The following is a 13,449-nucleotide window of genomic DNA, read 5'->3' as shown; positions in this document are numbered from 1 at the left end:
GCCCAAATCTCTTTAAAATGAGCCGTTTTCTAAACCTTTAATTCCATGTATAAATAATTGATTATCAGTGTATTATATTTTATTTGCTAATATGGACCATTAAAACTGAGATGTCAGACGGCGAAACACCGGAAATTCTCGATGCCTGACCCAAGGTACGCGGTTTAATCTTTAATAATTTCTCGCGGGCTTCTTTTGAAAGCGATCCAAGCTGACTGTAGTCGAAATCAGGATTAATATCCTTGTCTTCCATTTTCTGCATCTTATTAACAATCTCCTGTTCCTTCTGAAAGTAGCTTTCGTATTTAATTTTTATTTCTGCCTGCTCTATAGTTTCCTGTGAATACTGGCTAAGCTTTTCGTCAAATGCAGAACTAACCTGGCGAACATCATTAATGTTTACCTGTGGCCTGCTGAGTACATTAAATATTTTAACATTCTGTGCCAGCGGACTTGAATTTACACTTTCCAGCATCGCGTTAGCTTCAGCCATTTCTATACCTTGTTTTCTGGTGAAAGCAACGATTTCATCCGAGTCTGCTACTTTACGTTTGACGGCAGCAATTCTTTCCTCGCTGATCAATCCTAATTCGTAGCCGATAGGGGAGAGACGGATATCTGCATTATCTTGGCGTAACAGTAAACGGTGTTCTGCTCTTGATGTGAACATTCGGTAAGGTTCTTCTGTTCCTTTTGTTACCAGATCATCTATGAGCACACCGATATAAGATTCACTGCGCTTCATAATCAGTTCATGCTTTTCATAAACTTGCTGGTGCGCATTAATCCCTGCAATGAAACCTTGACTGGCTGCCTCTTCGTATCCCGTTGTTCCATTTATCTGTCCTGCGAAATATAAATGGCTTACTTTTTTAGTTTCCAGCGTTAACGATAATTGGGTTGGTGGAAAATAATCGTATTCAATCGCGTAACCCGGTCTAAACATTTTGGCGTTTTCAAATCCTGGAATTTGAATTAAGGCACGATATTGCACATCTTCAGGAAGCGAAGTTGAAAAACCGTTTACATAGATCTCGCAGGTATCCCAACCTTCAGGTTCTACAAATATCTGATGACGGTCCCTTTCAGCAAAGCGGTTTATTTTATCTTCTATAGAAGGACAGTATCTAGGACCTAGTCCTTTTATTCTACCCGTAAACATAGGAGATTTTTCAAATCCTTCTTTTAGCGTTTCGTGTACTTTACTATTTGTATAAGTGATCCAGCAGCAGCGCTGATCCTTCGGGCGTGCTACATCTGTATATGAAAAACGTCCTGGATTTTCATCTCCCCACTGTTCTTCCATTAACGTATAATTTAGGGAACGGCCATCAACACGGGGTGGGGTACCAGTCTTCATCCGGCCAGCTTCAAATCCTATAGAGGTTAACTGTTCCGTTAATCCGGTTGCTGCTTTTTCGCCAGTTCTTCCACCACCGAATTTTTTCTCACCTATATGAATTATACCATTTAGAAAGGTGCCGTTAGTCAATACAACAGCCTTTGCACGGATCTCAGAACCAATAGAAGTTTTAACGCCTTTAACCTGATCATTTTCAATAATCAGGCTGCTTACCATGTCTTGCCAAAAGTCTACATTTGGAGTTCGTTCTAAAGCGAGACGCCATTCTTCGGCGAAACGTTTACGATCATTTTGTGCGCGCGGACTCCACATCGCCGGGCCTTTAGAAAGGTTGAGCATGCGAAACTGAAGCGTAGTTTTATCTGCAATAATTCCGGAGTATCCACCCATGGCATCTATCTCACGAACAATCTGTCCTTTGGCTACTCCACCCATGGCAGGGTTGCAACTCATCTGTGCGATGGTTTCCATATTCATCGTAATTAGCAATACTGAAGACCCCAGGTTTGCTGCTGCAGCGGCCGCCTCGCAACCTGCGTGTCCGGCACCAACTACAATTACATCATATTCTTTAAACATCTTTTTATGTATTAGGTTCCACGTGAAACAGGGGTGTCAATTTTACCTTTAAAGCACTAGAGGTTTCACGTGGAACGTTTATTTATTTCAGGTAGCTCTTGCAATCATTTTCAGTATGAAGGGCTTATAAGTGCTGGTATTAAGTTGTGCTTCCTGCCTTTTCTGATAGTTCCAGCCAGCGTTCCATCGTTTTATCCAGGTGTTGCTGAATCGTCTGTATCTTTAAGGTCTGATCTTGTATCTGCTGATAATTTACCGGATCAATTTCAGAAAGACCATTGGTTAGCGCCGCTATTTCTGATTCAAATGAAGCAATAGCCTGCTCTGAATCATCTAATTCCTTTTGCTCTTTATAGGTAAGTTTTACCGGGGCAGGAGCGGAAGATATAGTATCAGCTTTCACAACTTTAGTTGCGGGCTTATCTTTTGCAACGTCGAGGCTGATTCTATATTCTGAGTAATTTCCGTTATAAATTTGCACATCTCCGTTACCTTCCATAATGAATAATTGTTCACTCATTTTGTCCAAAAGATATCTATCATGAGAAACGAGAATTAATACGCCAGGGAAGTTTTCAAGGAATTCTTCCAGCACATTTAGGGTATCTATATCCAGGTCATTTGTAGGCTCATCAAGGATAAGAAAATTCGGGTTTTGCATTAATACTTTCATCAGGTGCAATCTCTTTTTCTCACCACCGCTGAGCTTCTCGACCATGCCATGTTGTTTCTTTGGCGGAAATAAAAATAGAGTCAGGAGTTGAGATGCAGAGATAGTCTGACCATCTGCCATCTTGATATATTCGGCGTCAGATTTAACGATGTCAATTACACGTTCTTTCTCATTAAAGGCTAATCCTCCTTGTTTATAGTAACCATAAACGGTAGTTTCACCTTTGCCTACGATCCCTTTTTCCGGCTTCAGATAACCAGTTATAATATTTAGCAGGGTAGACTTTCCAGTACCATTTTTACCGGCAAGACCAATACGGTCACCATGCTTGAAAGTGTAACTAAAATCGCTGATTACATTTTTATCTGTGAAAGACTGTCCGATGTGATCCAGTTCAAGAATTTTGTTTCCCTGTCTGGACATTTTCACATTTAAGGTCACAGTTTTATTGTCTGTGCGCTGTTTTGTTTTGCTTTCCAGGTCGTAGAATGAATCGATTCTCGACTGAGATTTAGTCGTTCTTGCGGCTGGCATTCTGCGCATCCACTCTAATTCCTTCTTCAGTAAATTCTTGTTTTTCTGGAATGTACTCTCGTCAGCTGCTTCGCGTTCCGATTTTTTCTCCAGGAAATAAGCGTAATTTCCATTGTAATTATAAATCTTGCCTCGGTCTAATTCTACAATTGTATTGCAGACATTATCCAGGAAGTATCTATCATGAGTTACCAGTAAAATGGTTTTGTTTCCAGAAGTAAGAAGCTTTTCCAGCCATTCGATGGTATCAATATCCAAGTGATTGGTAGGCTCATCCAGTACATAAATTTCCGGATCTTCAATCAGCAATTTGGCTAAAGCAAGTCGTTTTTTCTGACCACCCGATAGTGTCGAGATTTGCTGCTGCAAATGATTAATACCCATACGGCTTAAAATAGTTTTTATTTCATGCTCGTATTCCCAGGCATTGTGCTCGCTTAATTCTTCATATAGACGATTAAGTTTTTGCTCGTCAGGGTTAGGATCTTCGATCAATTCTTCATATTCCCTAATCAGCTGCTGCTGTTTATTTTCCAGTGAAAAAATAAAATCACTGATAGAATATCCATCTGGAAAAGAAGGTTCCTGATCTAGAAAGCCAATTTTAACGAATTTATTTTTAACGATTTTGCCTTCAAGAGGACTAAATCTTTCTGCTAATAGTTTAAGGAGTGTGCTTTTTCCCGCACCGTTAATACCGACTAACGCTACGCGCTGGCCAGTTTGGATGCCGAGGGTTAAGTTTTTAAATAACCATTCATCATGGTAGGCATGGCCTAAGTTTTCTGCTGCAATTAATGTGCTCAAAGTAGTTTTTTAACGAATTATCAGAATTAAAATTACCTGCAAAAATAACAAATATATAGCTAACCGCTTCATTATCGGGCAGATCAATGATAACTGCAGGTCAGCAATTAAAGCAGAACAAGACAGCCAATTCTTGAATAGAACCCGGATGAGAGAAGTTATTTTATATTAAGTTACTGTATTACAGTGTGTTATATTTTATAGGGGCTTGGTTTTTACAGGAATGCTTAAGGTGGCCAGGTAAGTATCTTCCTTAGCCGTCATTAAGGTCTTCGCAGCCTTCCCTTTATCGCCGTAACCCAGCAAATGAAGTGTGCCGTGAATCATTACCCTGCACAGCTCATTTATAACAGAACTGCCAAAGGTTTTTGCATTTTCCTGTATACGTTCAACGCTGATAAAAATATCGCCAATAATGGTTTCCTCAATATCTGAATTGTCAAACGTAATTACGTCGGTATAGGTGTCATGATTCAGGTACTGTTTATTCATCTCCAGCAAATATTTGTCGGAGCATAAAATAAAATTCAATTCTTCCAGTTTATATCCTTCAGAAATAATAGTGTCGTTAATCCAGCTACGGATGACAGTTTTATTTTTAAGGACATAATTCACGTCTTCGTTGAAGAAGTGTACAGGAAGCTTAGGCATGACAATCAGTTTACGCTGCAAATTTAGTACTTTTATTTCAGCAATTTTTGAATTCAGTCATTCTTGACAAGTAGCTGAAATAACATCGGGCATGTCCCGTGAATAAGCTTTTGGTTATATCATGTTCGGGTCTGGTTTGAGTGTTCCTTTACTCTTGTTCGACTGAACCCCACACCACACCTACAAGAAACCCACACGTACCCACAGCGAACCAACAAGATGGTGTATTCTAGTGAATTAGTTACGGCCTTTGGAATAAAAATACCAGGGAACACTGCATCAGAACCCGAATAATCCATTCATCTCAACTCAAAGCCATGGTGGTACCTCATTAGAGTCTTGTTCGGGTGTTGTTCGTAGTTGACCCGATTAAATAGGGGCTTAACCCGAGGTTGACCCGATTAAACTCATTTTTATTCATATAAACCCGGTTGAATGTTAGAAAACAGAAGCAGAAATGACAAGGGTAATTACTATATGACCCGAATGAAAGAGTATGTTAAGCTTAACGCGCGGGGGCGCGAGAATTGAATCCATGGATTGAATACGCGGGGATTGCGCATAAAAAAAGCTTCCTGATTGATACCAGGAAGCTTCTACGAATGGTTATAAATAATTCTAGATTACTTTAACGTTGATCGCATTTAAACCTTTTTTACCGCTTTCAACATCGTATTCTACTTTGTCGTTTTCACGGATTTCATCGATTAGGCCTGTTGAATGTACAAAAATTTCGCTATCGCCGTTTGCTGGTACGATAAATCCGAAACCTTTAGTTACATTAAAAAATTTTACTGTTCCTTCTTGCATTGTATTAAGTATTAATAATTAAGTCTGCAATGTAGTGATTTTATTTTTATAATCTGCATATGGACATTTTTTTGCTAATTATGTTATTTCACAGGGTATTAGCGCTATTTTTTTCCTTTTACAGACACTGTTATTTCGCTGGAATGAGGGAGCCCTAATGTAGTGCCTGGTTTAATTATTAATAAACTAGTGAGGTACACATCGATAATCCCCTGGAGTACCTTTTTCCGGCTTTCTTTGTATTCCGGCATATTCATATAAAATTTACCCAGGTGCATTTTACCGTTGCTATCTACCAATACGTTAAATTCGAAACCAAAGTCTTTATAAGAATCCGGAATAATAATCCGAAACCGTGGATACAGATAGTCATAAGCTTCAGTGCGGCCATTTAGTTTGTCAACTGTACTGATCTTTTGAACCTGGATACGATTATCCCTGGGAATTAGCTGAACAGGAATTCTTCCTGCAAAAACGCTGTCTGCATTAGTTGGATTTCGCTCTGCGCGTTCAATCATCTGTTTTATAAACGTAGTGTCCGCCTTACTTGGTCGCTGCAGCACCTCAGCACTGCTGCTCAATTTTTTGATATACGAGTCTGCATAAAAAGTCATATTTACATCTGAACGGATATCGTCTGCGATTGCTTTACTGGTAACTTGAAGACGCTGGAAAACCAGACTGTCTTTACTTACAGATTTAAAACGGAACCATTCTTTAGCAAAATTATAAACGTCTTTATGGTCATGATGAAGATGGAAACCCTGCATTTTTTGCTGTGCGGGATCCCATGCAAGTACAGTGTCGGCAGAATAGAATTCAATGATCCAGCTCGGTTCCTGCTGAAATCCTGTCGTGTCAAATGACAAGCCGTTGCTGAAACGTCTTTTTACTTCTGTATAACGGATTCCTTTTACGGACTCAATACCTGATTTAAAATCTTTAATTTCTTTTTTAACTGGTTTTTCCTGTTGACAGGCCATCAGCATTGTAATCAGGCAGAAAGTTAAGAATGATAAGTATCTCATTTGCATATAACGAACGGAATTTACAGACAAATATATCTGCCCTTTACCGTTTAACCTAATCTTTTGACGGGGGGTATAAAAGTCCTGGCAAAAAAAAACCGCATAGCTGATAGCTATACGGTTTTAAATCTGATTGAAAAATTATTTTTTAGGGTTCAGTACCTCATTAATTCTGTTGTTGAGATCTTCATAATGTGCTCGGATTTGTACATCTGCTGTTGCTGCACGCTGACGGGAGTTGAGTAAAAGTGTTTTTAGTTCTGCCCGGACCAACGGACGGATATCTGATAGGGATACCACCACTGGTGTCATTCCGAAACTGGCCAGTGCATCAGTAGGAAATGCTGCAGGAGCTTCCATTTCCTTTTGCATTAATGAATTCAGCTGCCCGATATAAGCGCGTTGTAGATTGCGTTTAAACGCGTCTGGGCGGCCTGCTGTAAATATACCAGTACGAAGGTCGGAAAATAGCTCAGGAAGCGTGTATGATGCCGAAATTCCATTTTTTGTTTCATTGTCCAGCAGCCTTGCAAGGCGTGAAGGGTTCAGTAGACTATTCAAGGTACCTGTTTGTACAGCTTTAATTCTGTTTAGCATAGTTCCGTTGTCAAATTTGCTCAGTTGTTCATTGTTAATGAGCCAAAGTGGCGTATTGAAAAGTTGTGCATTAAAAAATGCTAAAGCCTCTTTCTGTTTAGCTTTACCCAGATAAGTGTAGACCGGTCCACTCTGATCATAAGTTTTGAAATTTTCATTCATACCGCCGACGTTCGTCAGTGCATGGCCCATGTAGCGGTTATATTGAGCAATTACTTCGGTATAAATCTCTCTGAGGTCGCTGTAATCACTACCTTTTTCGTAGGTCCATTTTTCTATATTCGGGAGGATACGTTTCAGATTGGCAATTCCATAAGCTCCTGCCTTCATGGCGTTATCACCGAGGTCTTCGCTTTGAAGGCGAGGGTCGAGCGAGGTACCCTGGCGGCCGTAGTAATAGATAGGATTTCCTGCTCTTTCTTTAGTCCACTCATCAAGTTTAAGTTTTTCTGCTTCAGGACTCAAGTTTCCGGGAAACCAGGTATATCCCCATTTTACCGACCATTTGTCGTATTCCCCGATTTCCGGATGTAATTTCGTTACTCCATCTCCTGGTTGTGCGATATAATTAAAACGTGCATAATCCATAATAGAAGGAGCGGTTCCGTGGGTATCAGTAAACTTTTTGGAGCGCAGGGAATCTACCGGATAAGCGTAACTCGAGCCAAAGTTATGTGGTAAACCCAGGGTATGTCCGATTTCATGTGAAGACACAAATCGGATCAGCTCGCCCATGGTTTTGTCGTCAAAACGTGCTTTTCTGGCTACAGGATTTATTGCTGCAGTCTGTACGAAATACCAGTTTCTCAGCAGGTTCATGACATTATGATACCAGCCAATATGTGTTTCCAGGATCTGTCCGGTACGCGGGTCAGCTATATGCGGGCCGTAGGCATTTGAAATGTTCGATGCGAAATAGCGGACAACGGAGTACCGGGAATCTTCTACGCTGAAGTCCGGATCTTCTACTGCTGAGGGAGCAGGTTTTCCAATAATTGCATTTTTAAATCCGGCCTCCTCGAAAGCGACCTGCCAGTCGTTAATACCCTGAATGAGGTAAGGAACCCATTTTTTAGGGGTTGCCGGGTCGATATAAATAGTGATAGGTTTTACAGGCTCAGATAATTCTCCGCGAAGGTAAGCTGCCGTATCTTTAGGTACCAGGTTCCAACGATGGATATAAGCTGTGCGCTCGGCTTTATGTGCCTGAGTTCCATAATCAATCTGAGACTGACCGAAATAACCGACGCGGGCATCCCTGATCCGTGCCTTAACCGGTACAGCAGGCAGCAGGAGCATAGAGGTGTTAAACTCAAAGGTGATAGCACCCAGGCTGTTATCAATAGGAGATTCGGCCGACCGGTAGGTTTTTCCGGTTACGACTTCAATGTTCAGGGGGAACGATTTAATGGTGTCTATATATGATCTTGACGGATCCTGCGCCGAAATTTTATAAGCTTTGCGCAATTTGTCTGTCGCACCTATTGCTTGTACATCGCCGTTGTAAAAATCGGTTACGTCTACAATGACGCCGGTACTGTCTTTATTGTAGGCTTTGATATCAAAGCTGGCCAGAATGGTTGATAAATTTGAATTCCTGACTGACTGATACATATCAGAGGTGCTGTCCGCCCGAACCGCATATCCGGGAACCCGGATAAATAGCTGTTTACCTCTGCGTTCCCACTGCCAGACCTGCTCGTTAAGCTGCTCTCCCCCGTATTGCTGGTTGCCGACACTAACCCCTGCGGGTACTTTATTTAAGCGTGTGACCACGAGCATTTCACGGTTGAGCAGGCTGTCCGGAATCTCAAAAAACCATTTTTCATCTTGTTTGTAAGTATTAAAAAGGCCTTTTTTTACTTTAGCTTTGTCGTTAATCAGATCACTGAAAGATTTAATGCCCTCTTTTTTAGGGGTTACGACCGGAGCTGCCGCTGGGATGCCCTTTTTATCTTTCTTGTTTTTTTTCTGGGCTATAGCCGGATTGCTATTCAGTATACAGAGCATACCGATACCCGCCAGGGTAAGTAGTTTGGTAGGAACGTTCATAGCCGGCAATTTATTAATCAGATGCCTTATTGCCAAAAAAGAGGATGTAATTTAGCCGTGTAATAGTAAATGTCGTTTAAATACCTAAATTAACTGAATGAAACTATTGGTTCCGGTCTCTTTTCAACGCTGGTTTTTATTCCTTCTACTGCCTTTTTTTTTCCAGGCATGTGCGGTTCAGCGCCAGATGAATAAAAAAATAGACCACTTCTTTGCACACTCTGAGTTAATGCGCGGGCACCTTACCGGTTTTGCACTAGCGAGTTCTGAAGATGGACGTATCTTATATGGAAAGAATGCAGACCAGTATTTTGTGCCTGCATCCAATACCAAGCTGTTCACTTTTTATACAGCATGGAAAATGCTTCCTGATAGCCTTCCGGCTATGAAATATATCATATCTGGAGATTCACTGATCTTCTGGGGAACAGGAGATCCTTCTCTGCTTCAAGGCAAGTTAAAAGCTCGGGGGGCATTGGATTTTTTGAAGTCTAGTAATAAGACTTTGTATTTCGCAGCCGGCCGTTATACTGGCAGTGTTTATGGAGAAGGATGGTCATGGGATGACTATAATGACTATTATCAGGCCGAGATTACCGAGTTGCCTGTAAGTGACAATATGATTTCTCTCCAGGCAGTGTCTGGAAAACTTGAACTGTCTCCCGGACTGTTCCGGACGGATCTTTTCACAGACAGCACATTTAAACCTGCCGAATTTATTGTGCGCAGGGACTGGAAGGCCAATCGGTTTCAGGCCCCCCGGCAGCAGGTTCCTGCAGGGTACCAGCAGCAGATTCCTTACCAGACAAGCAGTAGTCTGACGGTTAATTTGTTGTCAGATATGCTACAGAAACCTGTAAGTCTGGTTATAAAGAAATTGCCAGATCAGGCTGCTGTTATTTTTCAGTCACGTAAAGAAGATGTATTGCGTGAAATGATGCTGCCTAGTGATAATTTTATTGCAGAACACCTTCTTTTATTATGTGCAGATAGCTTTCAGGCAGAACTCAATGGGAAAGATGCGATAGCTCATGCGCTTAGTCATGAGCTGGCAGGGCTGCCGGATAAACCTAAATGGGTTGATGGCTCAGGTTTATCCAGGATGAATCTTTTCACTCCCCGGGACGTTATTAAAGTGCTTCATCTGATAGATTCGGCTGTAGCAGACCGTGACAAGTTATATTCCATGCTACCTTCCGGAGGAAAGACAGGAACGCTCAAAAATGCTTATCCTGCCACTGATGAGCCATTTGTCTATGGGAAAACAGGTACGCTTTCGGGTGTGTATAATCAAAGTGGTTTTGTTAAGACGAAAACTGGAAAAACTTACTTGTTCTCATTTATGAATAATAATTTTACAGGTTCTGCGGTTGAGGTACGGAAGGAACTGGTCCGGCTAATGAGCTATATTCATGACCATTATTAAGCGTATTATAAGCTGTTCCGGTTAATCTGATCAGGTTTTTTACTAGCTTTGCCTATGGAAAAACCTGCGGATACGATTTATACTTTACAGTTCGGACTAGTCTGTCTGAGTTCCTTTTTGTTTTCCGCCAGCTTCAACATGCTTATTCCCGAATTACCTGCATACCTGAGTGCAATGGGCGGTGCGTCTTATAAAGGATTGATTATCGCGTTATTTACTTTAACAGCCGGCTTCTCCAGGCCGTTCAGTGGGAAACTCACTGACACAATCGGGCGCGTGCCTGTAATGGCTGTAGGCTCTGTAGTTTGTTTTATCTGTGGGTTTCTTTATCCGGTACTGACAACAGTAGCCGGGTTTTTATTTCTACGGTTAATTCACGGCTTTTCTACCGGATTTAAGCCGACTGCAACTGCCGCTTACGTTGCAGATCTCGTTCCGGAAAACAGGTGGGGAGAAGCTATGGGGGTACATGGAATCTGCTTTAGTACTGGGCTTGCGATCGGTCCGGCAATAGGAAGTTTAATCACCAATCATTTCTCTATCGATATTCTCTTTTACTGTTCTTCGGTTTTTGCGTTGATGTCTATCGTGATTTTATGGAATATGAAAGAGACTTTAAAAGAGAAACAAAAGCTTAGTCTGTCACTCTTTAAAATCAAAAGAAGTGATATTATCGAATGGCGGGTCATTCCTGCGGCATTGATCACTTTACTGAGTTATATAAGTTATGGCGTGATTTTAACGGTTATTGGAGACTGGGGTTCCTTTCTTGGTACAGCAAATAAAGGATTGTTTTTTATGGTTTTTACACTGACGTCTCTATTGATCCGCTTTGTAGCCGGAAAAGCTTCTGATACTTATGGAAGAATTTTAATTATGAAAATAAGCCTCGTACTGCTCTCTGTGGCATTGCTATGGATTGGACTGGCTACGTCAGTATTCTCGTTAATGTCTGCATCTGCGCTTTACGGCGTGGCAACGGGTATGCTTTCGCCTTCTGCAAATGCCTGGACCATAGATCTGAGTGACCCAAAACACCGGGGAAAAGCGATGGCAACCATGTATATAGCCCTTGAAGCAGGAATTGGATTCGGTGCGTTACTGGCTGGCTGGATATTTATTGACGATATCGGCACCATACCTTATACCTTTTTTCTGTGTACAGGGGTAACCCTGCTCGCGCTGGTCTATCTGCAATTTATCTGGAAGCCGGTTAAGGCCAGTTAGCATTTACTGGTTGGATACAACCAATAGTTCGATATCCTTGAAAGGCAGGTTGAAACGGTTGGCAAGGTCTTTACTGGTGAGATGGCCCTGGTAGATATACAAGGCTTCTCTAATTCCGGGTTTATTCCACACCATGCCCATCAATCCGCCCATATCGCCTATATCCACGAGAATCGGCGTAAAGATATTGGTCAAAGCATAAGAGGCTGTGCGGGGTACCCGAGATGCGATATTCGGAACACAGTAGTGAATAACATCGTGCAGCCGGAATACAGGGTCTTTGTGATTGGTTACCCTGGAAGTTTCAAAGCACCCTCCCTGATCTATACTAACGTCGATTACCACGCTGTCGGGTTTCATTCTTGCAACTGTTTCTTCCATGATAATACAAGGGCTGCGTCCATTTGTCGCTCTGATCGCACCGATGACAACATCGCAGGTAGTCACAGCTTTAGCCAATACAATCGGCTGCATGACAGATGTAAATACACGGCTGCCAAGATTGTTCTGGAGTCTTCTGAGGCGATAGATGGAGCTGTCAAATACTTTGACCTCTGCACCAAGTGATAACGCGGTACGAGCCGCATATTCACCAACTGTGCCTGCACCCAGAATGACAACCTCTGTCGGAGGAACTCCGGTAAAACCACCGAGCATGAGCCCTTTCCCCCCGGTTACACTGCTCAGGTATTCTGCCGCAATAAAAATGGAAGTTGCACCAACAATTTCGCTCATCGCACGAACCACGCTGAGGATATTTCCTTCATCACGCAGGTGCTCAAAGCAAAGCGCATTTATTTTTTTATGTAAAAGAGCTTTCAGGTAACTTTCTTTCAGATCGCCCATCTGCAGCGCTGAGATCAAGGTCTGCCCTTTATGCATGAGCTGAATTTCTTCCAGTGTCGGCGGGGCAATTTTGACAATGATATCTGCCTGGAAGACTTCTTTTTTATCGAAGGATATCATGGCCCCCTGTTCACTGTAGTCCTTATCAGAAAAATTAGCACCTGTTCCGGCTCCGCTTTCCAATACTACTTTATGGCCATTGTTGACGAGCAGGGCCACAGATAACGGGGTTAATGCAATCCTGGTCTCCTGAAAAGAAATCTCTTTTGGAATACCAATATAAAGCCTGTTATGCTTCGGTTTCAATTCCGATAGCATTTCCTTTGGCTGTAACATGCCTTTTTGAGCAATTGATGCCATTTCTTCCCTTAATCCTGTACTCATTATGCAGTAGTTTTATACGCGATTGAAATTAAGAAATTTATTTAAATATTCCCTGCCAGACTGCAGGTTAGGGTTCGCTGATCTGGGCTATCTGCAACCAGTTGCACATGGATATAGATTTCCGGAAGGAGTTCTTCAACACGTTCCGGCCATTCAATAAGACAGATATTACCGGAATAAAAATATTCTTCATAACCTATGTCATAGGCTTCTCTGATATCTTTTATCCGATAAAAATCGAAATGATAAATGGGTCCTTTAGGGGATTCATACTCGTTGACAATGGAAAACGTTGGGCTGCTGACAATGTCAGTTACGCCTGATACGGCACAGATGGCCTTAATAAGAGTGGTTTTGCCGGCACCCATTTCACCATCAAAAATAATTATCCGGTGGTCTCCGGCAAAACTCAGCACTGCTTCTGCGGCAGCACTGAGTCCATTCAGATCTTGTATAACTAATTGCATATTTA

General features: G+C 41.8%; 10 protein-coding genes. 2 read left to right on the top strand and 8 right to left on the bottom strand.

Features of this window, described 5'->3' with window-relative positions; genetic code table 11:
* Positions 1-79: 79 nt before the first annotated feature.
* The 6 genes from mnmG to BM192_RS05625 form a co-directional block, all read right to left on the bottom strand.
* Positions 80-1,942, bottom strand: coding sequence for a tRNA uridine-5-carboxymethylaminomethyl(34) synthesis enzyme MnmG (mnmG, locus tag BM192_RS05650; RefSeq protein WP_037441182.1), 1,863 nt, complete (start codon positions 1,940-1,942; stop codon positions 80-82).
* A gap of 139 nt (positions 1,943-2,081) precedes the next feature.
* Positions 2,082-3,956: an ABC-F family ATP-binding cassette domain-containing protein gene (locus BM192_RS05645; RefSeq protein ID WP_037441184.1), complete on the bottom strand. Its 1,875-nt coding sequence runs from the start codon at positions 3,954-3,956 to the stop codon at positions 2,082-2,084.
* A 198-nt stretch (positions 3,957-4,154) separates the two neighbouring features.
* Positions 4,155-4,607 carry an rRNA maturation RNase YbeY gene (gene ybeY, locus BM192_RS05640; RefSeq protein ID WP_037441185.1) on the bottom strand — a complete coding sequence of 151 codons (453 nt, stop codon included), beginning with the start codon at positions 4,605-4,607 and terminating at the stop codon, positions 4,155-4,157.
* 618 nt (positions 4,608-5,225) lie between these two features.
* Positions 5,226-5,417 carry a cold-shock protein gene (locus BM192_RS05635; protein ID WP_037441187.1) on the bottom strand — a complete coding sequence of 64 codons (192 nt, stop codon included), beginning with the start codon at positions 5,415-5,417 and terminating at the stop codon, positions 5,226-5,228.
* Positions 5,418-5,521: 104 nt separating this feature from the next.
* Entirely contained in the window at positions 5,522-6,445 is a 924-nt protein-coding gene (locus BM192_RS05630) for a hypothetical protein (protein WP_051759908.1), read from the bottom strand.
* 141 nt (positions 6,446-6,586) lie between these two features.
* Positions 6,587-9,094 carry a zinc-dependent metalloprotease gene (locus BM192_RS05625; RefSeq protein WP_074963917.1) on the bottom strand — a complete coding sequence of 836 codons (2,508 nt, stop codon included), beginning with the start codon at positions 9,092-9,094 and terminating at the stop codon, positions 6,587-6,589.
* Between the two features lie 97 nt (positions 9,095-9,191).
* Between BM192_RS05625 and BM192_RS05620 the strand changes: the two genes are divergently transcribed.
* Positions 9,192-10,520 carry a D-alanyl-D-alanine carboxypeptidase/D-alanyl-D-alanine-endopeptidase gene (locus BM192_RS05620; protein ID WP_037441189.1) on the top strand — a complete coding sequence of 443 codons (1,329 nt, stop codon included), beginning with the start codon at positions 9,192-9,194 and terminating at the stop codon, positions 10,518-10,520.
* A gap of 54 nt (positions 10,521-10,574) precedes the next feature.
* Positions 10,575-11,747, top strand: coding sequence for an MFS transporter (locus BM192_RS05615; RefSeq protein WP_037441192.1), 1,173 nt, complete (start codon positions 10,575-10,577; stop codon positions 11,745-11,747).
* Positions 11,748-11,750: 3 nt separating this feature from the next.
* Here BM192_RS05615 and BM192_RS05610 read toward each other — a convergent pair whose 3' ends face one another.
* A complete protein-coding gene (locus BM192_RS05610; RefSeq protein WP_037441195.1) occupies positions 11,751-12,977 on the bottom strand; it encodes an alanine dehydrogenase in 1,227 nt (408 codons plus the stop codon).
* 41 nt (positions 12,978-13,018) lie between these two features.
* Complete coding sequence (gene tsaE / locus BM192_RS05605; RefSeq protein ID WP_037441196.1) at positions 13,019-13,444, bottom strand: tRNA (adenosine(37)-N6)-threonylcarbamoyltransferase complex ATPase subunit type 1 TsaE; 426 nt, start codon at positions 13,442-13,444, stop codon at positions 13,019-13,021.
* Between the last annotated feature and the right edge of the window lie 5 nt (positions 13,445-13,449).

The sequence above is a fragment of the Pedobacter antarcticus genome (assembly GCF_900112985.1).
In the GTDB taxonomy this organism is placed as follows: Bacteria; Bacteroidota; Bacteroidia; order Sphingobacteriales; family Sphingobacteriaceae; genus Pedobacter; species Pedobacter antarcticus.
The sequence above is the reverse complement of the archived record's forward strand: the minus strand, read 5'-3'. Positions and strand labels throughout refer to the sequence as shown.